Here is a 22,746-nt window from a genome sequence, read left to right as displayed (position 1 = left end):
GTGGGCGTTAAGTCCGATCTTCGTCAGTTGGTGATCGCTCGATCGTGGTATTTGGTCGCCATGCGGGCCATCCTTTGGGCATGTCCATGTTGAGATGCGGGGCATGGAGAGGGAGCCGTACCTCAGCGACTCATCGGATGCCCAGTGGGCGTTGATCGAGCCGATGATCACTGCCTGGAAGCAGGACCGGGTGGCGCGGTCAGCGACGGCGCGACACCCTCGGACTGGCCGCATGAACGTCAACGAACTCCTGGCAGATCTCCAGGCCCAGCACGACGAGACCACCGCCCGGGCCGGTGAACTACACGACCAGATAGAGCACTTGACCTCCGCCCTGGCCAAGACCGAAGGACGGCTTGCCGATCTGGCCACTGCCCGAAAGGTCATCGCAGAAGTCGCACTGGCAGGAACCGAATCCGAATCGCCTGAGTTGAGCACCGCCTACCAGGTCATCGTGAACGCCTTCAACACCCACCCCGACCAGGCGTTCCGGGTCCGTGAGCTGCACGAACTCCTCGGCATGCCCACCGACGACCCGGCCATGAACGTCACCCGCAGCCGCCTTGGACGCCTCACCCGTCAAGGCTTCCTCACTCAACCCGGACGCGATCTCCACCAGAAACGGGCTTAGCGCCGCTTTGCGTGGGCTGGAATCGGCACGGCCGACGGCCGCCACTCTCGCCTGATCAATCCGAACACCCACGAGTCGGACACTTCGCCGTTCACGACGCAGTCTTCCCGCAACGTCCCTTCACGCATGAATCCGATCTTCTCCAGGACCCGGGCAGATGCCACGTTGCGCGTGTCGGTCTCGGCCTGGATTCGATTCAGGTCCAGTGTGTCGAATGCCCACTGCAGCAGGGCGTGTGCCGCCTCCGTCGCGTAGCCGTGGCCCCACATCGCCTCGGCGAGGCAGTAGCCCAACGACGCGCTGCGGTAGTCCGGGTTCCATTCGGCCAGAACGCACCAGCCGACGAAGGCCCCATCAGAGGCACGGTCGATGGCCACCCGCGCCCCGGTGCCTTCGTCCGCCATCGTCCGGCACATCGCGATGAAACGCTCGGCGCGGGCCCGGTCGGTCCACGGCGGGGAGTCCCAGTAGCGCATCACGTAGGTGCTGCTGTGCAGCGCGAACAGGGGGTCCGCGTCGGCGTCGGTGAAGGGTCGCAGTCGCAGGCGAGCGGTGTGCAGTATGGGGGTGGCCAAAGTCATGCGCACCATCTTGTGTCCTCATGGGGCGGGCAGAACACCTAATATCCGATCACGGTCCGGCCCTCACGACCAAGGCACCGCCTACCAGCAGATCGTGCATGCCTTCAACCAGCATCCCCGACCAGACATTCAGGGTCTGCGAACGGCACCACTACTCGTCCTGCCCACCGACGGCCCAGACATGAACGTCACCCGCAGCCGCCTCGGACGCCAAGGGCTTCTCACCCAACCGCGCAAGGCCACTACTAGAAGCGGACTTAACGACCTCTACATCGAGGGCATGGGCAAGCTCCGCTACGTCGTCGAGCAGACCTTCGCCCTGCTCCACCACTTCAAAAGACTCGCCATCCGATGGGAACGCCGCACCGAACTCCACGACGCATTCATATCCCTGGCCTGCAGCCTCATCTGCTGGCGACGCCTCAACAAGCCTGAATCCTGAGGGTTCAGAAGGGCAGCGGTTCGGCGTCGAGTGACTCGGTGTATCCCAGGGCCCACTGCCCGGGGACGGTCGCACAGATCGCCTCCAGGTCAGCCCGGGTCCGGCCCCGGACGTGCAGCCAGCTGTGGACGCCCAAGCCGTCTTGGCGCAGCAGCTGCCCCGGGGCGGAGAACCAACGCACTGGAAAGTCCTCCGGACCCGTCCACATCGGGTAGTCGGGCAGTGCGACCCGCTGGAAGCGTTCGGGCACCGCACCAAGCAGGTCCGCCGACAGCTCGCACGCGTTGTACAGCCGACCTCCACCGCCGAACAGCGCCTCGCTCAGTACGAGCTCGACGCAGGCCAGGGACACCCGGTCCAAGAACTGCACCCAGCCGTGCCGCGCCTGGACGAACACCGGCGGATCGTCCTGATCAAGGTCGCGCAGGCGCACGCCCCAGAAGGCGCAGCCCTGATTCTCGCTGCGGAAAACGAGGACACCGCCGCACTCGTCATGCACGAACATCTCGGCGGGCGGCAGCAAGGGATCCTGGTTGCCGATCAGGTCGAACCGCGCGCCCAGGAGCGTGTAGACCTCACGCAGCGCGGCCGGCAGGGAGCAGCGGAGCGTCGCCTCGGCCCGCGCCAATTCCGCTGCTGGCGTGCCGTCGCCCTCGGTCAGCGGCTCGCCCCAAGCAGCGGCGAAGCCGCTGATGAACGCCCACGCCCGCTCCCGGTCGGAGATTCCGCCGTCCAGAGCCTCGGCCACGTCGAACGCGCCAGTCATGCTGCGGACCGTACCGGAAGCACCCGCCGCATCACCGAGAGACGACCAGGCAGCCGAGAGCAGCCAGACCGGGCCGGTCCGAAGCTCTGGTGGATCCCCCGAGGCACGCATGAATCCGACGCACGCCATGACCCGACCACACTCGCCAAGATCGTGTTACGAGCTCTCAATGCCGAGTCGGCGCGGGCGGAATCCTTCGGCGCCCGCGCCCTGACCGAATTCAAGGATCGTCCGCTCTACACAGTCCCCGGTGACGACGAAAGCAATCACAAGTATCCGATCGATCTTGCGAACCAGGAGGGCATGGTCGGATCCCATGTGGTGGACAAGCACATCGGGAAAACGGATGAACAACTGGAGCAGAGGCTGAGGGATCAGCAATTGGTCAGACCCAACGGCATCCGCCCCGAGGCTGTGTCGTCGTTCGAAACTCTTGCTGACGCACGGCGCTATACTCAAGCCGCTCTCGATGAACCATCGAATCAAAGAAAGATCGACAACTGGGTTGCGGGTAATCCGGGCCCGAACTCGTCGCGCGCACTCCTCCTGCCGACGAACGACGTCGTCGGTAGATCGTGGAACCGTGGTGACCCGGCTGCTCGCGACGTCACCAACGTCTGGGTTGTCCTCAAGCCCCACCCTGGGGGACATCCGCCTTTCGTCGTTCTCACCTCCATGCCCACTGGCAAGACCCAGCACCCGTAGTGCGGTCACTCTCGAAGAACGGGGAAGCCTGTGACTCAGGTGGACAGGGCATCTTGGAGCCGCTCCTTGCATGCCCTTTTCGGGGAAGGCATGTTCGCGGCTGTCGGTGCACGACGGCATGCGGACTGGCGGCTGGACGCGCTCGATGTCATGCAGTTGAAGGCGGAGGAGCCGCGTGGCTGGTTGAAACTGGTTATGGCGCCTGAAGGGCGCAATTACGGCACTGGTCTGGACAATCCTTTCATTGCAGTCACGCCGGCAGATTTCGGTTTCGCCTTCCCTGTGTCCAGGAAGGGGGCTGAACAGATCATGGTCACCCTCCTGGGGGAATGGTTCCAAGTGGAAGACATTCCTGATTTTGCCGTGCGGGAGGAAGAGCTGACGTCTCACGCGAGTGTCGTGCCGGATAGGTTCGGGGGGATGCTCAGTACTTCACCAATGCGGCAACAGCGCGGGAGAATCCCCATGCCGATGTGTTCGCTCGCGAAGGTGTCTACGAGGGCTTCACCGAGCACACGGCTGACTGTGGCGTAATCGCCCTCTCCGCCACAGAGGTCGGCATCTTCTGGAGCTTCACCATTGATTGAGGTCTTGCCGTGCGTACACGTTCCGCCACCTACCCTGACCGCGCGACCGCGCAGTGGTGCACTCAACAGGTCATCACCCGTAACGAGCAGGCCGTACACCGCTGGCTGGCCCAGGGCACGCGGCAGCGGCTCACCATCGAGGCTGCCTGGCCCTCGCGTGATGAACCGGTCGGGCGCGTGCTGCTGCAAGCCATGATGCTCGCAGGGCGCGAGCCCGTCGATGTCCGAGCTGACGGCGACCGTCGTGGCGGGCATGGCAGTGGGCGTGCCCGATGAACAGGACGACAGTGACGAGGGTCTGCGCACTGGAGAGCGGTGCTCGCCCACGGTGACGTGGTGCCCGGTCGCAGCCGAACCCCACGCCTCGGGTGTGTGACGCCGCTCAGCCCGAGCCCGGCGGCGGCACCTCACGGTGGGCCGTGACGTTCATTCGGCGCCCGTTCTGACGGGGCAGGTTCAGCGAGCCCTCTGCAGGCACCTGAATTTCGGTCGCTGGTGCAGGACCTCATCGAGGCGCGCATGGAGATGATGCCGGGAGGTGTGGTCCTGACGAGCAAGTACCGCACCGGCCCCGGCCACGGTGGGCGGGACGCGTCGTACACCCTGAGCACCGACGCGGACAGGACGCGGCCGTCAGGTGTATCCACGGTGCCTCCGGGCGGATCAGAGAGGGGGGAGAGCGGCTGTCACCGCGGCCGGATCCCCGCCGACCGAGAGGAAGAGTGCTGTGGAGATCAAGGAAGGAATCCCCGTGGCGAAGCTGGCAGACCTGCCGGAAGGGGAGCTGCTGAGCGTGGAATTCGACGGGGTGCAGGTCCTCCTCGCCAACTCCGGCGGCACGGTGTACGCGGTGCGCGACAAGTGCACACACGAGGAAATTCCGCTCTCGGAAGGCGAGTTGGAGGACGACGGCAGCGTCAGCTGTCCCTGGCACTTCAGCCGCTTCTGTCTGCGCACCGGTGCGGCGCTCGAATCCCCGGCGTCCGAGCCGGTCGAGACCTTCGCTGTACAGGTCGACGACGGGATAGTCCTGCTCTCCAGGAACGGTGGTACGGACCGGTGAGCGAGCTGCCGAAGGGGACCGTGCGGCGGTCCCTGAAGATGGCGTCGCTGCCGCTCGGTTTCGCGGGGCGCACCGCTTTCGGCCTGGCCCGGCGGCTCGCGGGCGGTGCCGAGGACCTGATCAGGACCGAGATCGAGGAGCGCACCGCCAAGCAGCTCTTCGCCGTCATCGGTGAACTCAAGGGTGGCGCACAGAAGTTCGCCCAGGTGCTCAGCGTGATGGAGAGCGCCCTGCCGGAGAATCTCGTACGGCCCTACCGGGCGGCGCTGACCAGCCTGCAGGAGAGCGGGCCCGCCCTGCCGGCCCGTGCGGTCCACACCGTGCTGCGCGAGCAGCTGGGGGACGACTGGCGTGAGCTGCTGCCCGAGTTCACGGACCGACCGGTGGCCACCGCCTCCATCGGCCAGGTGCACCGGGGGCGTTGGCACGACGGCAGGGATGTAGCGGTCAAGGTCCAGCACCCCGGTGCCGCCGAGGCACTCACCTCGGACTTCGGTCATCTGACCCGGATGGGCTGGATCATCGACCGGGTGACCGGCGGCGAGCTCGACGTCAAGGAGGTGGTGGCGGAGCTGCGCGAGCAGATGACCGAGGAGCTGGACTACCTCCTGGAGGCTGAGTCCCAGGCGGCGTTCGCCGAGGCGTTCGCCGACGACCCGGACTTCGTGGTGCCCCGGGTGGTCGAGGCCACCGACCGGGTCCTGGTGGCCGAGTGGCTGGACGGCACACCGGCGTCCGTGGTCATGGCCGACGGCGAGCAGGAGGACCGGGACCGGCTGGGGCTGCTGCTCGCACGGTTCCACCACGCGGGACCGAACCGCTGCGGCCTGATGCACGCCGACCCGCATCCGGGGAACTTCCGGCTCACCGACGACGGCAGGCTCGGGGTGCTCGACTTCGGCGCCGTGGCCCGGCTCCCCGACGGGCTGGTGCCATGGATGGGCCCGGTGATGCGGGCCTGCGCCGACGGCGACCCGGAGCAGATGGCGGAGGTGATGCGGGAGGCGGGACTGCTCAAGGAACGTAAGGACGAAGGGGACGAGAAGCCCGAGGACTTGGGCTGGCTGAGCAGGTCGATGGAGATGCTGGTGCAGCCGCTGAACGAAGAGGTCTTCGCCTTCGACCGCGAGTGGATGCGCGAGGCCGTGCGCAGAGCCACGCTCACCAAGGATGCGGAGATCCTCAGGAGCCGGATGGTGATGCACCCGGAGCACGCGATCGTACAGCGGGTGTGGATGGGGGAACTGGCCATGCTCAGCCAGCTGGGCGCCCGGATTCCGTACCGTGCCGAGGCGGTCGCGGGAATGCCGGGCTTCGAGCCCGATCCCCCCGCACCCGAGTCGCCCGCCCCCGACTCCTGACAGCTGTTTTCGGGGACCCCGGGGCGATCTGAAGGGGTGGATGATCTGAAGTCCTCGTGGAGGCAATGCCCCGATGAGCACAGGAGAGTGGGACGCCGTGGTCATCGGGAAGACGACGCAGGGCCTGCCCGACCGGCTAGGCCCTGTCCGGGCGATCTTGTCGGGCCTGCGACGCTCCCCCAGAGCTTCTCCCCCAGGACTCCGTCCGGGGGGACCCCCAGGAGGTACCCCCAGCTACGGCACCTCGCTGTGTTGTCGGAGTCGCCCAAGTACGTCCAGTACGAGGGCGATCCTCCGCCTTGCGATGCACCGCATCTGACGCCGCAGGCTGATCCTCGAAGATCGCCCGGACAGGGCCTAGGTGGCCAGGACCGGTGCGCGCTGACGGTCATCGGCCGGCCACAACCGGGCCGGCTTCCCCGATCCGCTGCCTCGCTGATGAAGCACCGCACGTGGACGCCGGCCAACGTCATGAGGTGTATCCGGGCGAACCCGCCCGGGCTGTGGCTCCGCGACCGGAGCGGCAGCGGCCGCCGTGCGGCGCGCGTCCCGGCATCAACCAGGTCATCCTCGAAGTGATCACCGCGGAGTCCGGCGGCGAGAGGAACATCAAGTCCGACCCGGCAACCCCTGTCTCAAGGGAGCACTCGGCCTCGTGGCAGTCGGCGCGGTGAGAGCCCAAGGACACCTACCCGCAGGCCTGCTACGCGCGGCCCACCGCCGCCGCGGTCCCCTCGGGGACCTGGTCGCCGTCGAGTACTCGATCAGCACCGCGATCTGGCACATGGTCACCGACAGCCGACCGTGCCGCGACCTCAGCCGGCACCTGCTCCACCCCGATGCATCCCCGAACGCGTCAGGGAGATGCCGAGTTTCTGTCAACTCCGGGTTGACACTTCGGAAGTGTTGGTGAAGGTCAGGTGAAGCATCCTCAAAGTGCTAAACGGAGGCTAAGTTCCGCCTCTTGACAAGGTCCGTTTACTCCTTCTCGCCAGCCCTGTCCAGGTTTTGGATTCGCAAAGGCAGCGTTGACATCACACCCCGGGGGCGCCGTATAGTTAACGGCTGTAGCGCCAGGGACGGTAGTTATCGAGACGCTATGTATTCTCATCGTGAGTGATCGGCTGTGCAGCAGCGTAAGAGCCGCCGACCGGACGAGCGCATGAGGGTGAACGGGGGAGATGTGAAGGCTCATGCTTTGCATAGGCTTGTAGATGAATGCTTAGCCGGAAACCAGGACAGCTGGAACAAGATTGTCGACAATTACACGCCGCTGATTTGGGCCATAGTCCGCGGATACCGGCTCGCCACGGCTGACTGTGAAGACGTCATCCAGACGACCTGGATGCGGGTGATCCAGCATCTGGGGCAGCTCAGGGAGCCGGAGAAGCTGGCGCACTGGCTCTCCGTGTCGGCGCGTCGTGAGAGCCTCAAGCACATTCGGAAGTCGGGGCGGAGCGTGCCCGCGGAGGAGCCCGAGGTGTTCGACCGCCCCGAGCTGTCGGCGAACCAGCCGGAGGAGGCGGCACTCAAGCAGGAGACGCGCGACGAGGTCCTCCTCGCCTACTGCTCGCTCTCGCCCAAGTGTCAGGCTCTCCTTGGCCTGTTGGTGGCCGATCCGCCCATGTCGTACGACGAGGTCAGTGCGACGCTCGGGCTGGCGCGCGGATCCATCGGCCCCCTCAGGGGCCGGTGCCTGAAGCATCTGGAGCGTGCCATGGCGGTCGAGGCGGACCGCTCCGAGCGGGCCAGGGAACTGTTCGACACCATCAAGGGAATGGGTCTGCGGGCCTTCGCTCTGGAGAGTGGTGCCGGGCTAGGGCCGGGGGCCGGGGGCGGCAGGGTGTCGGCCGGCTGATTCGGGCAGCCTGCTCTCCGGGGTGACGGGTGAATCGCCGTTCATTACGGATTCGTGCGCGATGAACGGGAAGAGGGCCTTGGCGCTCTCAAGTGCCCTGGGGGACGGCTGTCCGACCGCGTCCGCAAGCTTTTTCAGCGTCTCGCCGACAGTATCTTCCACTCTGCTCACCTCCATCATTTAGTTCGCCTCTAAACTACACGTAGGGTAGGGCAAAGTTCAGCGAATGACAATGCGGTCAGTGTGTTGCCCGTTGGGCTTTCGCATTTCGGTCTCCATCGAGTCCGAATGTTGGACACTTGGTCACTTTGTTTCGCGGTGGCGCGTCTTGTCGGTCTTGTTGACTTCAGGCCGCTGAGCAGGTCGCTGAGCAGGTCGGTGATGGCGGCGGCGGACGAGCGTCCTCGCGGGTCGCTCTTCGGGCCCAACCCGGTCTGCCGCAGGCTCCTTCTCGCGTCGCCGGGCCGCAGCTCCTGCGCGAGCTGCGGTCGGGGAGTCGGCGGACGGCCGCCTCGTACGCGCGCAGAGCTGGGCGCCGTTCCGGGCCGGTGGAGTCGGGGCGGTCGGACTTTGATGATCGTCGATCGTCAAAGTCCGTTTACTGTGTGGTTTTTCATAATTTGTCAGCAATCTATGGGGGAGAAGGAGAACATGAGCGAATCGATCACGAAGACCGGCGACTGGCTGCGGCGTTACCACCCGGCTGACGCGGCCCCGACGCGGCTGGTGTGCTTTCCGCACGCGGGCGGGTCGGCCACGTACTACTTTCCGGTGGCCCAGGCGCTGTCGCCCGCCGTCGACGTACTGGCCGTGCAGTACCCGGGACGGCAGGACCGGCGTACCGAGGCGCCGATTGACGACCTCTTCAAGCTCGCCGACATCCTGGCCGATGAGCTGCAGCCCTGGACGGACCGTCCGCTCGCGCTCTTCGGACACAGCCTCGGCGCGACCCTTGCCTATGAGGTCGCGCTGCGGCTCGAGGCGGGGGGCTTCGATCCGATGATGCTGTTCGCCTCCGGCCGGCGGGCGCCGTCCTGCCACCGTGAGAACAGCACGGTGTATCTGAGTGACGACGAAACGCTGCTCGGTACCATCAAGGCGCTCAGCGGCACCAGCCCCGAGTTGCTGGAGGACGACGAGCTGCTGCGCAGTCTGCTGCCGGCGATCCGGGCCGACTACAAGGCTGCCGAGACCTATCGCAGGCATCCCGGTACGCCGCTGCTGCGCTGCCCGGTGGTCACGCTGACGGGCGACGTCGACCCGGAGGTCACCCGCGCCGAGGCCGAGGCGTGGGAAGGCCACACGGCGGGCGACTTCACGCTGCACGAGTACGCCGGTGGCCACTTCTACCTCAACGAGCACGCGCCGTCCGTGATCGCCCGCATCCGTGAGGTGCTCGTCCGCTGATGCGTCGCCCGGCAGGGGGCGACCAGGGTTCCGGAGACTCCCGGGCCCTGGTCGCCCCCTTCGTCGTTGTTACTTCCTGCCGGGTACGCGGATCACGGAGCGGCTGAAGACCGGCTCACGCCTGGCCTCCCCGCCGCCCCCGACGACGGGGAACAGCGTGAACGCCACACCCTGCCTGGTCATCGTCCCGTCCTTCACTCGGAGAAGGCTCGCTGCACGAGCTCGGCGATGTCCATGGCGTCGATCTCCTCGTCCAACTCGTCCAGCTCGTCCATTGCCTCGGCCTCGTCGTCCTGCAGCTCCGGGGCGGGGCCGTCATCGGGGAACATCCGGTCCCGCAGGTGGACCGCCAGCGCCGCCGGGGTCGGGTAGTTGAAGATCACCGTCGCCGGGATCTCCACGCCCGTGTCCTTCCTGACGTGGTTGCGGAACTCCACCCCGCTCAGGGAGTCGAACCCGATCTCCTTGAACGACATCTCTGCGTCGATGTCTTCGGTGGACGCATAGCCCAGTACCAGGGCCGAGGTGGACAACAGCAGTGCCATCAGTTCGTCGGACCGCTCCTCGGGTGTCAGGTCCACCAGCCGCCCCACGACCGGCGGTTCGCTCGGCGCACCGCTCGCCGGCGTCTGCCCGCGCCGCGGTGTGACCATGCCGCGGAACAGGGCGGGCAGGTTCGTGTGCTGTCGCAGTGCCGCCTTGTCGAGTACGGCGGGTACGACCAGTGCCGTGTCGAGCGCGAGCGCGGTGTCGAACAGCACGGTTCCCTCCGCGGCCTCCAGGGGCACCATCCCGTTGCGCCGGAACCGCGCCAGGTCGACCTCGCTGAGCGTGCCCGCCATACCGAGCGCCCAAGGACCCCAAGCCAGGGAGACCGCGGGCAGGCCCGCCGCCCTGCGGTAGGCCGCCAGGGCGTCCAGGAAGGTGTTGGCCGCGGCGTAGTTCGCCTGTCCGGGAGTACCGACCGCACCAGCGACGGACGAGTACAGCACGAACGCCGAGAGCGGGTGGTCCTTCGTCAGTTCGTGCAGGTGCCACGCGGCGTCGGCCTTCGGCCGGAACACCCGGTCGACCTGCTCCGGTGTCATGGACTCCACACTGGCGTCATCCAGCACACCCGCCATGTGAACGACCGCGGTCAGCGGCGAGTCCGCCGGGAGCTGGGCGATCTGCTCGGCCAGCATGTCCCGGTCGGACACGTCGCAGGCGGACAGCGTGACCTCCGCGCCGAGCGCGGTCAGCTCCTCGGCCAGCTCTGCGGCGCCCGGGGCCGCCGGTCCGCGGCTGCTGAGCATCAGCAGCCGCCGTGCCCCGCGCTCGGCCACCAAGTGCCGGGCGAACAGCGCGCCGAGCCCGCCTGTCGCGCCGGTGAGCAGCACCGTGCCCTGGTCCCAGGCCGGGCCGCCGTCCGCCGGGGCCGGGGGCTGAGCCTGAGCCAGCCGTGGCACGTGAACCACGCCGCGGCGCACCGCCATCTGGGGTTCGCCGGACAGTTCCAGCGACTGCAGGGCACGCAGCGAATCCTCGTGTCCGTCGGTGTCGACGAGGACGAACCGGTCCGGGTGCTCCGCCTGGACCGATCGCACCAGGCCCCAGACCGGGGCGCAGGCGAGATCGGGGGTGTCGTCCGCGGTGACCGCGACCGCGTTGCGCGTCACGATCACCCGCCGGTTCTCGTCGGAGCTGTCGTGCAACCAGCTCTGCACCAGGGCGAGTACGTCCTGTGCGGTCGCCCGTGCCGATTCGGGTACGTCCCCGTCCCCGCTCGCGGCCACGTGCGTGAACTCCCCGTGGGCAACCGGGCGGCCGGATTCGGTCGCGCCGGGCAGCGGCGTCCACTCGACGGTGGACAGGGACTCGGCCGTCGCCTGGCGGGCCAGCTGTTCCATGGAGGCGGGCATGAACGTCAGAGACTCGACGGACAGCACCGGTGCCCCGTCCGTGCCCGTGAGCATCAGCGACACCTCGTGGGCGCTGACCCGTACTGCCCGGACGCGCAGGTCCGCTTCCCCGGTCGCGTGGATCGACACACCGGCGAAGGAGTAGGGCAGGAGCACCTGGCCGGGGTCCGCGCCGAGCAGCGACAGCACCGGGTGCAGCGCCGCGTCCAGCAGGGCCGGGTGTACGGCGAAACCCGCCGAAGCGTGCGGCACGCCGTCGGGAAGCCGGATCTCTCCGTACACCTCGTCGCCCGCGTGCCACAGGCCGCGCAGGCCCTGGAAGGCCGGGCCGTAGACGTAACCGCGGTCGACGAGGGCGGGGTAGAGGTCGGCCGGCTCGACCGGCTTCGCCCCGGGCGGCGGCCACGCCTCCGGCGTGGGCTCCGGTGCGGGCGCCGGGGTCGTGGACAGCACACCGGTGGCATGCTGGGTCCATGACCTCGCCCCTGCCGCCCGGGAGTGGAAGGCGATCTCGCTGCGGCCCCTGTCGTCGACAGCGCCGACGGTGACCTGGAACCGGACCTCGTCGTCGCCGAGGGCCAGTGGTGCCTGCAGCGTCAGTTCCTCGATACGGCGGCACGCGGCCACGTCCAGGGCCTGGAGCGCCATCTCCACGTAGGCCGCCCCCGGGAGTACGGCACCGCGGACGATGCCGTGGTCGGCCAGCCAGGGGTCGTCGGCGGGCGAGATCCGGCCGCTGAGGACCGTCTGGTCGCCGATCGCGAGGTCGGTGGCCGCGGCCAGGAACGGGTGGTCGATCATGTCGAGCCCCGAGCCCGCGAGGTCACCCTTCGGCGCTTCGGCGGGCACCCAGTAGCGCTGCCGGTCGAAGGCGTAGGTGGGCAGGTCGGCCCGCCGGCCCGCTGCACCGGCGACAGCGAGATAGGCCTCCCAGTCCACCGGCACCCCGATGACGTGCAGCCGGGCCAGCGCCTCGGTGGCCGAGCGGGACTCGGACCGCGCCTTGCGCGCCACCGGGATCGCGGGCGTGTCCGGCGCGGCCTGGGCCAGGGTCTCCTGGGCCATGGCGGACAGCACCCCGTCCGGGCCGACCTCGACGAAGACCTCGGCCCCTGCGGCCACCGCCGCCCGTACGCCGTCGGCGAACCGTACGGCCTCGCGCACATGGCTCACCCAGTACTCGGGCCGCTCGAGCCGGCCGCTCTCAGCCGGTCCACCGGTCACGTTCGAGATCACCGCGACGCGCGGCGCCGCGTACGACACCGAGCGTGCCACCTGCTCGAACTCCGCCAGCATGGGTTCCATCAGCGGCGAGTGGAAGGCGTGCGAGACGCGGAGCCGCTGTGTCTTGTACCCCGCGCCGGAGAGCATCGACCCGATGCCGAGGACCACGTCCTCCGTACCGGAGATGACGGTGGAGGTCGGACCGTTCACCGCGGCGACGGAGACGGAACCCTCCTGACCGTCCAGCACCTCGCGGATCTCGTCCTCGCCTGCTTGGACTGCCACCATGGCGCCGCCCCTGGGCAGGGCCTGCATCAGCCGGCCGCGCGCGGCGACCAGGCGCGCCGCGTCGGCGAGCGAGAACACGCCCGCCACGTGCGCGGCGGCGAGCTCCCCTATCGAGTGGCCGACCAGGACCGACGGCTCGACGCCGAACGATTCCAGCAGCCGGTACGCCGCCACCTCGAAGGCGAACAGCGCGGGCTGCGTCATGGCCGTCTCGTCGAGCAGCGCGGCCTGTTCGGAGCCGGGCTCGGCGGCCACCACGTCGTCGATCGCGTGGTCGAGCAGCGGGGCGAACGCCTCGCCGACAGCGTTCCACGCCTCGGCGAACACCGGGAAGTCCCGCACCAGTTCCCGGCTCATGCCGAGCCGCTGGCTGCCCTGCCCGGAGAACAGGACCGCGACGCTCGGCGCGGCACCCGCGGCGCCGACGGTCAGGCCCGGTGCGCGTTCACCCCTGGCCAGCGCGTCCAGTCCGGACAGCAGTTCCGTGCGCCCGGAGCCGAGCACCACCGCGCGGTGGTCGAGCGCGGCCCGGCCCTTCGCGAGGGTGCACGCCACATCGGCGGCCGTGGGCGCCGATGTGGCGGACACCGCCGCGGACAGACGTTCGGCCTGTGCGGTCAGCGCCGACGCGGTTCGCGCGGACACCAGCCACGGGACCAGGACGGTCCGCGCTTCGGTGCCGGCCGGCTCATCGGCATCGGGCACCTCGTCCGGATCGCCCTGTTCGATGACCACGTGCGCGTTGGTCCCGCTGATGCCGAACGAGGAGACACCTGCGCGGCGCGGCCGGCCGGCATCCGGCCAGGCCTGCTGCTCGGTCAGCAACTCCACGCCGCCCGCCGACCAGTCGACGTGCGCGGTCGGCTCATCGGCGTGCAGTGTCCTCGGCAGGACACCGTGGCGCATGGCCATGACCATCTTGATCACGCCCGCGACCCCCGCGGCAGCCTGCGTGTGTCCGATGTTCGACTTGAGCGACCCCAGCCACAGCGGCTCGGTCCGGTCCTCGCCGTACGTGGCCAGCAGCGCCTGTGCCTCGATCGGGTCACCGAGCTGGGTGCCCGTGCCATGGGCCTCGACCGCGTCGACGTCCGCCGCCGACAGGCCCGCTCCGGCCAGGGCCTGGCGGATCACCCGCTCCTGGGACGGGCCGTTCGGGGCGGTCAGTCCGTTGCTCTCGCCGTCCTGGTTGATTGCGCTCCCGCGCAACACCCCCAGTACGCGACGGCCATTGCGCCGGGCGTCGGACAGGCGCTCCAGCACCAGTACGCCGACGCCCTCGGACCATCCGGTGCCGTCGGCCGAGCTGGAGAACGCCTTGCACCGGCCGTCGGCGGCGAGCCCGCCCTGTCGGGAGAACTCGACGAACATGCCGGGCGTGGACATGACCGTCACACCGCCGGCGAGCGCCATCGAGCACTCACCCGAGCGCAGGGACTGCGCCGCCATGTGCAGCGCCACCAGGGACGACGAGCAGGCGGTGTCGACGGTCACCGCCGGGCCCTCGAAGCCGAGGGCGTAGGCGATCCGGCCGGACACCACGCTGGACGCGCCCCCGGTCAGGGCGTGGCCGGCCAGGTTCTCCGGCACCTCGGACAGGCGGGGCAGATAGTCCTGGCTCATAGCCCCCATGAACACCGCGGTCGGGGTCCGGCGCAGCGCCTCGGGGTCCTGGCCGGCACGCTCCAGTGCCTCCCAGGCCACTTCCAGCACCAAGCGCTGCTGCGGGTCCATCGACGTCGCCTCGCGCGGGCTGATCCGGAAGAAGCCCGCGTCGAAGTCCCCCGCGTCAGGCAGGAATCCGCCCATGCGGGCGTAGTCCCCGCCGGTCGCCGCGGGCCACCCGCGGTCCTGCGGGAACGGCGTGATCGCGTCGGTGCCGTCGGCGACCAGCCGCCACAGGTCCTCCGGCGAGGACACACCGCCGGGGTACCGGCAGCCCATGCCGACGATCGCGATCGGGTCGTCGTGGGAGAAGGCGGTGCCGCCCGTGTCCGGCCGTGCTTGCGGCAGTTCGTGTCCGGACAGCTCGCCGCGCATGTGCCGCACCACCGCCTTGGGTGTCGGGTGGTCGTACAGCAGTGAGGTCGGCATGCGCAGACCGGCCGCTTCGTTGAGGCGGTCGCGCAGTTCCACCGCGGTCACCGAGTCGAAGCCGAGTTCCTTGAACGTGCTCTCCGACTCGACGAGCGCCGCGTCGGTGTGCCCGAGCACGGCGGCCGCATGGGACCGGACCAGCCGCCACAGCTCCTGGTCGGTCAGCCGGGCGGCCGACCGGGCGGCGTCGGCCGTTACCGGCTGCTCGGCCTCAGCGGCGAGCGCCGGCGCGGCCCCGGCCGGCCTGACCGGTTCGGCGTACCCGCCGGTGACCCAGTAGCGCTCGCGCTGGAACGCGTAGGTGGGCAACTCGATCCGCTGTGCGCCGCTGCCGGCGAAGTATGCGGACCAGTTCACGTTGACGCCGGCGAGGTGGGCCTGTCCCAGGAAGGCGGCGAACGTGGTCGTCTCGGACTGCTTGGCCCGCAGTGCCGGTACGAGGACGGTGTCCTGCGTTCCGGTCTCGTCCAGCTCCTCCAGGGTTTGGCGTGCCATCGCGGTGAGTACGCCGTCGGGGCCGAGTTCGAGGAAGCGGCGTACTCCTGCTTGGTGCAGGGTGCGCACGCCGTCGGCGAACCGGACTGCCTGGCGCACATGCCGTACCCAGTACGAGGGGTCTGTGAGCTCGTCGGAGACCGGAGCGCCGGTCACGTTCGATACGACGGCGATGCGGGGGTTGGAGTACGACAGGCCTTGGGCGATCTGTTCGAAGTCGGCCAGCATGGGTTCCATGCGCGGTGAGTGGAAGGCGTGGCTGACCCGCAGCCGTGTGGTCTTGCGTCCGTGCCAGGCGGGGAGCCATTCGTCCACCGCGTCGGCGTCGCCGGAGACGACGACCGCGCGCGGTCCGTTGACCGCGGCGATCTCCAGCCGGCCCACAAAGCCCGTCAGTGACTGGGCGACTTCGGTCTCGTCGGCCTGTACGGCGACCATCGCACCACCGGCCGGCAGGGCACCCATCAGCCGTCCACGCGCCGCCACCAGGGTGCACGCGTCCGCCAGCGACATCACACCTGCCACGTGGGCGGCCGCGATCTCCCCGACCGAGTGCCCGATCAGGTAGTCCGCACGCATGCCCAGTGACTCGACCAGGCGGAACAGTGCCACCTCGACGGCGAACAACGCCGCCTGCGTGTACTGGGTCGCATCCAGCAACCCAGCCTCATCCGAACCGGACTCCGCCTCCAGCAGGTCGCGCAGCGACCGGCCCAGCAGCGGATCCAGCCCGGCACACACCTCGTCCAGAGCGGCGGCAAACACCGGGAACTCCCCGGCCAGCTCCACACCCATACGAGCCCGCTGCGAACCCTGACCCGTGAACAAGAACGCCGTCCTACCACCCACCGGACAACCCTCGACCACACCAGCCACCGGATCACCCGCAACCAGACCGGCCAACCGGGTCAGCAGTTCATCCCGACCCGCCGCAACCACCACACCCCGGTGCTTCAGCGCCGACCGGGTCGTGACGGTGGACCAGCCGACGTCCAGCGGCCGCAGGCCCGGCTCGGACTCGACCCGCTGCCGCAGTCGCTCGGCCTGGGCGCGCAGTGCCGCAGGGGAGGCGGCGGACACCAGGACGGGCACCGGGGGTGCGCTGTAGGGCGGCTCCGTCGGGGTGGGGAGGCCGGATGCCGGTGCGTCGGACGCTGGGGCGTCGGACATCGTGTGGTCGGCCACCACGAGGTGGCAGTTCGTTCCCCCGATGCCGAACGAGCTGACCCCGGCGATCCGTTCGCCGTCCGGCCACGGCACGGCGGCCGTGTTCACCCGGAGCTTCCACGCATCCATGGGTATCGCCGGGTGCGGCTGGGAGAAGTTGAGGCTCGCCGGGAGAGCGCCGTGCCTCATCGACAGCGCCACCTTGATCAGGCCGACGACCCCCGCGGCCGCGTCGAGGTGCCCGATGTTGGTCTTCACCGACCCGACGAGCAGCGGCTGCCCGGGGTCGCGGCCGTCACCGAACACCGCGCCGAGCGCGCCCGCCTCGACCGGGTCGCCCGCCCTCGTGCCGGTGCCGTGCAGCTCGACGTACCGCGCCCGCGCGGGCGCCACACCCGCTGCGGCGTACGCCTCCCGCAGGAGGGCTTGCTGCGCCTCACCGTCCGGAACGGTCAGCGCCTGGCCGGCGCCGTCGTGGTTCACCGCGCCGCCGAGCAGGACGCAGTGGATCGGGTCGCCGTCGGCGACCGCGTCCGCCAGCCGTTTGAGGACGACCACGCCCGCGCCCTCGCCCCGGACGAATCCGTTGGCGCGGGCGTCGAAGGTAAAGCTGCGGCCGTCCGGGGAGAGCGCGCCCGCGCGGGCGAAGGCAAGCGTGCCCTCCGGCACCATGTTCAGGTGGACGCCGCCGGCCAGCGCCAGCCGGGCCTGCCCCGATCGCAGGCTCTCGGCGGCCAGGTGCACGGCGACGAGGGAAGAGGACTGCGCAGTGTCCACGGCGAGGCTCGGCCCGTGAAAGCCGAACCAGTGGGAGATCCGGTTGGCGATCAGCCCACGGCTCAGCCCGGCCAGCGAGTGGTGGGACACCGCGTCCGGACCGTGCCGGTGCACCAGCGACATGTAGTCGTCGCCGGTGGCGCCGAGGAACACCGCCGTGGCGCTGCCCCGCAGACTGTCCGGCGTCGTACCGGCGTCCTCCAGCGCCACCCAACTCAGTTCGAGAGCCAGACGCTGGCGCGGATCCATCGCCTCGGCCTCACGCGGTGAGATCCCGAAGAACCCGGCGTCGAAGTCGGCGACACCGTCCACGAATCCGCCCCGCCGATAGCCGGCCAGCTCCGGCAGCTCGTACCAGCGCTCCGCCGGCGCCTCCGCGATCGCGTCGACGCCGCCCTGCAGCATCCGCCAGAAGGCGGGGATGTCGTCGGCTCCCGGGACCCGGCACGACATCCCTACCACGGCAACGGCTTGCTGATTCAATTCAGTCCTCTTCCCCGATTTGCTTGAGCTGACGCCACTTGGCGGCGAGCCGACGTCACTTGGCGGTGCAGGTCCTCCACCGGCTGCCGATCGACCGCAGCGGTGACGAGTGCAGGAGCGTGCACCGCAAGGGCACGATCCCCTTTACGCGGACCTTCCCCGTGCCGCCGTGCGGCGTTGAGCCTGCGGACCACGGTCGGTTTCCTCGAGTGACGTTCGGAGGAACGTTCATGAGGTCGCTTCCTTCGGTCATGCGATGTCCTCCTGAGCCATCCGGATCAGGGCTGCGGCGTCCATGTCGTCGATCGATGCGGGCGCGGCGTCCTCAGGCGCACCGCCGGTCAGATCCGTCGGGTCGTTGCTTGCCAGTTCCCGCAGGGTGTCGATCAGGCCGGCCTTGCGGAGACGGCCGATCGGGATCGACGCCAGCACGGCGCGGATCTCGTCGTCTTCGGACCGGGGCGCGGTGGTCGCGCCGTCCAGCGCGGCCTCCGAGAGGAGGAACCGCGCGATCGCCACGGGTGTCGGGTGGTCGAAGACCAGTGTCGCGGGCAGCCGCACACCGGTGTCCTGCGTCAGCCGGTTGCGCAGTTCGACCGCGCTCAGCGAATCGAAGCCGAGCTCCTTGAACGCCCGATTCGGGGTGATCGCCGCAGCAGACGCATGCCCCAGTACGGCGGCGACCTGCGACTGCACCAGGTCCAGCACCACCTGCTCGCGGTCGGCCTCCGCCACACCGGCGAGCCGCTGCGCCAGCGAGCCACCCGCTCCGGCGCGGCGGGCCGGCATCCGGACCAGTCCGCGCAGCAGGGCCGGCAGCAGGCCCGCCCGGGCCTGCACCCGGAGCGCGGCCGTGTCGAGCTTCATCGGCACGAGCAGCGCCGTGTCCAGGGCGAGTGCCTGGTCGAACAGCGCAAGCCCGAGCTCGGCGGATATGACGCCGATGCCCGTACGCGCCAGTCGGGTTCGGTCGGCCTCCGCCAGCTGTCCGGTCATGCCGCCGGCGTCGGACCAGAGGCCCCAGGCCAGCGAGGTCGCGGGCAGACCTTCGGCGCGGCGCTTCGCGGCGAGTGCGTCCAAAGAGGCGTTGGCCGCGGCGTAGTTGGCCTGGCCGGGGCTGCCGATCAGGGCCGCGGCGGAGGAGAAGAGGACGAACGCCGACAGGTCCATGTCCGCAGTGAGTTCGTGCAGGTGGCAGGCTGCGTCGAGCTTCGGGCGCATGACCCGCTGGACCTGTTCCGGTGTCATCGCGTCGATGACACCGTCGTCCAGGACGCCCGCCGCATGCACGACCGCCGACAGCGGCTGCTCCAACGTACCGAGCAGACGGGCCAGTTGTTCCCGGTCGGTTACGTCACACGCCTCGACGCGTGCCGTGGCGCCGAGCCCGTCCAGTTCGGCGACGAGCTCCGCGACACCCTCGGCCGCCGCACCGCGACGACTCACCAACAGCAGCTGCGTAATACCGTGACGCTCCGCCAAGTGCCTGGCGAACAGCGCACCCAGACCACTGGTACCACCAGTGATCAGCACCGTCCCGTCCAGCGCCGGCGCAGCGCTCGGCACGGCAGATGCCCGTGCCAGGCGCGGCGCGAGCAGCCGATCGCCGCGTACGGCGAGCTGCGGCTCGTCGGAGCTGAGCACCGCATTCCAATCCGGAGCGGCGTCGTCCTCGAGGTCCACGAGCCCGAACCGGTCCGGGTGTTCGGCCTGGGCACTGTGCACCAGGCCCCACACCGAGGCCTGTGCCACATCCGGCGTTCCGCCGTCGGCGGCGGCACCGTTGCGGGTGGCCACGACCAGCCGCGCCTCACTCAGCCGCTCACTCTCCAGCCACCGCTGCACCAGCGCCAAGGCGTCGGCCACGGCTGTCCGCGTTACCTCGGCCACGTCAGTGGCAACGGCCGGGGACTCAACGGTGGTGACGACGGCCTGCGGGGCCTCGGCGCCGTCGGCGAGCGCCTTCTCCAGCGCGTCCAGGTCCGCGTAGTCCTCACCGAGGACAGCCACCCGCGCCGACGCCGGCGACAAGGCCGTGACCTCGCTCCAGTCGAGCTGGAAAAGGGAGTTCCGCTTGGCGCGCTGTCCGCTCTCCAGCTGTGCCTGTTCCACCGGCCGCATGTCGAGACGCGCCATGCTGAGTACCGGCTCGCCTTGTTCGCCGGCGATGTCGACCCTCAGCGCACTGCCGTCCGCCGGGCTGATCCGCGCCCGGACTCGGGACTGCCCGAGCTTGCCGAGCTGTACGCCCGACCAGGAGAACGGCAGCACGGCGGACACGCCCTCGCCCTGCTTCAGCAGGCCGCCGTGCATGGCGGCGTCGAAGAGGGCCGGATGGATGCCGAAGCCTTCACCACCGGTGTCACCGGGCAGCGCGACCTCGGCATACACCTCGTCTCCGGAGCGCCACACCGCGCGAACGCCCTGGAACATCGGTCCGTAGTCGTAGCCGAGGTCGGTCATGCCTGCGTAGAGCGCGTCGACCGATGCCTCCTCGGCCTGTGCGGGTGGCCATTCGGTGGGCCAGTCCGCGAGGGGTTCGGCCTCGGGGGCGAGCAGGCCGCGGGCGTGGCAGGTGGTCTCTGCCTGCTCGTCGTCCTCGCCGTTCTCGGGACGGGTGTAGATCGCCACCTCACGGCGCCCGTCCTCACCCGCCCGGCCGACGGTCACCTGAACCTGCCGTGTGACGCCCTCGTCCAGGAGCAGTGGCGCCTCCAGGACGAGTTCGTCGACGACGGGAGTGTCGGCCTGGCGGCCGGCGGTGAGAGCGAGTTCGACCAGTGCGGTCCCGGGCACGATCACCGTGCCCAGTACGACGTGGTCGCGGGTCCAGGGCTGGGTGTCGGTGGACAGTCGTCCGGTCAGGACCCATTCGTCACGGTCGCCGACCTGGACCGCGGCCGACAGGATCGGGTGCCCGATCCGGCTCTGCCCGGCTGCCGCCACGTCACCGTTGCCGGTACTCGGGGCCAGCCAGTACCGCTCACGCTGGAACGCATACGTCGGAAGCTTGACCTGCTGCGCACCAGTACCCGCGAAGTACGCGGACCAGTTCACGTCGACGCCGGCGAGGTGGGCCTGTCCCAGGAAGGCGGCGAACGTGGTCGCCTCGGACTGCTTGGCCCGCAGTGCGGGCACGAGGACCGCGTCAGCGGTCTTGTCCAGCTCCTCCAGGGTCTGGCGTGCCATCGCGGTGAGTACGCCGTCGGGGCCGAGTTCGAGGAAGCGGCGTACTCCTGCTTGGTGCAGGGTGCGCACGCCGTCGGCGAACCGGACTGCCTGGCGCACATGCCGTACCCAGTACGAGGGGTCTGTGAGCTCGTCGGAGACCGGAGCGCCGGTCACGTTCGATACGACGGCGATGCGGGGGTTGGAGTACGACAGGCCTTGGGCGATCTGTTCGAAGTCGGCCAGCATGGGTTCCATGCGCGGTGAGTGGAAGGCGTGGCTGACCCGCAGCCGTGTGGTCTTGCGTCCGTGCCAGGCGGGGAGCCATTCGTCCACCGCGTCGGCGTCGCCGGAGACGACGACCGCGCGCGGTCCGTTGACCGCGGCGATCTCCAGCCGGCCCACAAAGCCCGTGAGCGACTGGGCGACTTCGGTCTCGTCGGCCTGTACGGCGACCATGGCGCCGCCTTCGGGCAGGGCACCCATCAGCCGGCCACGCGCCGCCACCAGGGTGCACGCGTCCGCGAGCGACATCACACCTGCCACGTGGGCGGCCGCGATTTCTCCGACCGAGTGCCCGATCAGGTAGTCCGCACGCATGCCCAGTGACTCGACCAGGCGGAACAGTGCCACCTCGACGGCGAACAACGCGGCCTGCGTGTACTGGGTCGCATCCAGCAACCCAGCCTCCGTCGAACCGGACTCCGCCTCCAGCAGGTCGCGCAGCGACCGGCCCAGCAGCGGATCCAGCCCGGCACACACCTCGTCCAGAGCGGCGGCAAACACCGGGAACTCCCCGGCCAGCTCCACACCCATACGAGCCCGCTGCGAACCCTGACCCGTGAACAAGAACGCCGTCCTGCCACCCACCACACGGCCCTCGACCACACCAGCCACCGGATCACCCGCAACCAGCGCACCGAGACCGGCCAGCAGCTCGTCACGGTCAGCCGCAACCACCACACCCCGGTACTCGTGCTGCGCACGCGACACCACCGACGAGAACGCCGTGTCCGCGAGTGACACCTCCGGCTCGGCGATGAGATGGGCGCGCAGGCGGTCCGCCTGCTCCCGCAGCGCCACCGCAGACTTCGCGGACACCACGACCGGCACCACCGGCAACTCGCGGCCCTCGACCGGCTCCGATTCCTCCGTCGGGGCTTCTTCGAGAATCACGTGGGCGTTGGTGCCGCTCACACCGAACGACGAGATGCCCGCGCGGCGGGGGCGGTCCGACTCAGGCCACTCCCGCGCCTCCGTCAGCAGTTCGACCGCTCCGGACTCCCAGTCCACGTGTGGGGAGGGCTCGTCCACGTGCAGGGTCCGGGGGAGCACTCCGTGCTGCATCGCCATGACCATCTTGATGACGCCGGCGACACCCGCGGCCGTGGAGCTGTGTCCGATGTTGGACTTGATCGATCCCAGCCACAGTGGATCGGCGGTCCGCTCACGGCCGTAGGTCGCCAGCAGTGCCTGGGCCTCGATCGGGTCGCCCAGCTTGGTGCCCGTGCCATGACCCTCGACCGCGTCGATCTCGGAAGGCTGCAGTCCGGCGTTGGCCAGCGCCTGACGGATGACCCGCTCCTGCGAGGGGCCGTTCGGCGCGGTCAGACCGTTGCTCGCACCGTCCTGATTCACCGCGCTGCCCCGCAGCACCGCGAGCACGTTGTGGCCCTTGCGGCGCGCGTCCGAGAGCCGCTCCACCACCACGAGGCCCAGACCGTCCGAGAAGCCGGTCCCGTCCG

Annotated in this window: 12 protein-coding genes and 2 pseudogenes (1 of these 14 running past the window's edge); 10 read left to right on the top strand and 4 right to left on the bottom strand. The window is 69.5% G+C overall.

Annotated features, from left to right (window positions below):
- Nucleotides 1-103 precede the first annotated feature (103 nt).
- Together OHS70_RS08940 and OHS70_RS08935 are read left to right on the top strand one after the other, a co-directional pair.
- Nucleotides 104-190 (top strand): annotated as a pseudogene (locus OHS70_RS08940) (IS5/IS1182 family transposase); the annotation flags it as partial.
- Between the two features lie 42 nt (nucleotides 191-232).
- Complete coding sequence (locus tag OHS70_RS08935; protein WP_328405501.1) at nucleotides 233-631, top strand: hypothetical protein; 399 nt, start codon at nucleotides 233-235, stop codon at nucleotides 629-631.
- Here OHS70_RS08935 and OHS70_RS08930 read toward each other — a convergent pair.
- Nucleotides 628-1,212, bottom strand: coding sequence for a GNAT family N-acetyltransferase (locus tag OHS70_RS08930; protein WP_328395468.1), 585 nt, complete (start codon nucleotides 1,210-1,212; stop codon nucleotides 628-630). The genes OHS70_RS08935 and OHS70_RS08930 overlap by 4 nt on opposite strands.
- A 181-nt stretch (nucleotides 1,213-1,393) precedes the next feature.
- Here OHS70_RS08930 and OHS70_RS39025 point away from each other — a divergent pair, with 181 nt between their 5' ends.
- Nucleotides 1,394-1,654 carry a hypothetical protein gene (locus OHS70_RS39025; protein ID WP_443062583.1) on the top strand — a complete coding sequence of 87 codons (261 nt, stop codon included), beginning with the start codon at nucleotides 1,394-1,396 and terminating at the stop codon, nucleotides 1,652-1,654.
- A 4-nt stretch (nucleotides 1,655-1,658) separates the two neighbouring features.
- On the opposite strand, the gene OHS70_RS08920 is transcribed toward OHS70_RS39025, so the two are convergent.
- The gene (locus tag OHS70_RS08920; RefSeq protein ID WP_328395465.1) at nucleotides 1,659-2,420 is read right to left on the bottom strand and encodes an SMI1/KNR4 family protein; all 762 of its coding nucleotides are present in this window, start codon (nucleotides 2,418-2,420) and stop codon (nucleotides 1,659-1,661) included.
- A 153-nt stretch (nucleotides 2,421-2,573) separates the two neighbouring features.
- On the opposite strand from OHS70_RS08920, the gene OHS70_RS08915 reads away from it, so the two are divergent.
- From OHS70_RS08915 to OHS70_RS08885, 7 genes and pseudogenes are all read left to right on the top strand, one after another.
- Nucleotides 2,574-3,125, top strand: coding sequence for an RNase A-like domain-containing protein (locus OHS70_RS08915; RefSeq protein ID WP_328395463.1), 552 nt, complete (start codon nucleotides 2,574-2,576; stop codon nucleotides 3,123-3,125).
- 90 nt (nucleotides 3,126-3,215) lie between these two features.
- Complete coding sequence (locus OHS70_RS08910; RefSeq protein ID WP_328395461.1) at nucleotides 3,216-3,659, top strand: hypothetical protein; 444 nt, start codon at nucleotides 3,216-3,218, stop codon at nucleotides 3,657-3,659.
- Between the two features lie 62 nt (nucleotides 3,660-3,721).
- Nucleotides 3,722-3,943 (top strand): annotated as a pseudogene (locus OHS70_RS08905) (RNase A-like domain-containing protein); the annotation flags it as partial.
- Between the two features lie 520 nt (nucleotides 3,944-4,463).
- A complete protein-coding gene (locus tag OHS70_RS08900) occupies nucleotides 4,464-4,775 on the top strand; it encodes a Rieske (2Fe-2S) protein (protein ID WP_328395459.1) in 312 nt (103 codons plus the stop codon).
- Entirely contained in the window at nucleotides 4,772-6,136 is a 1,365-nt protein-coding gene (locus OHS70_RS08895; protein ID WP_328395457.1) for an ABC1 kinase family protein, read from the top strand. The genes OHS70_RS08900 and OHS70_RS08895 overlap by 4 nt, the downstream gene beginning before the upstream one ends.
- 1,162 nt (nucleotides 6,137-7,298) lie before the next feature.
- Nucleotides 7,299-7,994 carry an RNA polymerase sigma factor gene (locus OHS70_RS08890; RefSeq protein ID WP_328405499.1) on the top strand — a complete coding sequence of 232 codons (696 nt, stop codon included), beginning with the start codon at nucleotides 7,299-7,301 and terminating at the stop codon, nucleotides 7,992-7,994.
- Nucleotides 7,995-8,645: 651 nt separating this feature from the next.
- Nucleotides 8,646-9,401 carry a thioesterase II family protein gene (locus OHS70_RS08885; protein WP_328395455.1) on the top strand — a complete coding sequence of 252 codons (756 nt, stop codon included), beginning with the start codon at nucleotides 8,646-8,648 and terminating at the stop codon, nucleotides 9,399-9,401.
- A 194-nt stretch (nucleotides 9,402-9,595) separates the two neighbouring features.
- On the opposite strand, the gene OHS70_RS08880 is transcribed toward OHS70_RS08885, so the two are convergent.
- Together OHS70_RS08880 and OHS70_RS08875 are read right to left on the bottom strand one after the other, a co-directional pair.
- Nucleotides 9,596-17,833: a type I polyketide synthase gene (locus tag OHS70_RS08880; RefSeq protein ID WP_443062582.1), complete on the bottom strand. Its 8,238-nt coding sequence runs from the start codon at nucleotides 17,831-17,833 to the stop codon at nucleotides 9,596-9,598.
- A gap of 249 nt (nucleotides 17,834-18,082) precedes the next feature.
- Nucleotides 18,083-22,746 carry the end of an SDR family NAD(P)-dependent oxidoreductase gene (locus OHS70_RS08875; protein WP_443062581.1) on the bottom strand. Its footprint extends 6,958 nt past the window's final position, so only the last 4,664 of its 11,622 coding nucleotides appear in the window; its start codon lies beyond the right edge, outside the window; its stop codon occupies nucleotides 18,083-18,085.

It is taken from the genome of Streptomyces sp. NBC_00390 (genome assembly GCF_036057275.1).
GTDB lineage: Bacteria > Actinomycetota > Actinomycetes > Streptomycetales > Streptomycetaceae > Streptomyces.
The sequence above is the reverse complement of the archived record's forward strand: the minus strand, read 5'-3'. Positions and strand labels throughout refer to the sequence as shown.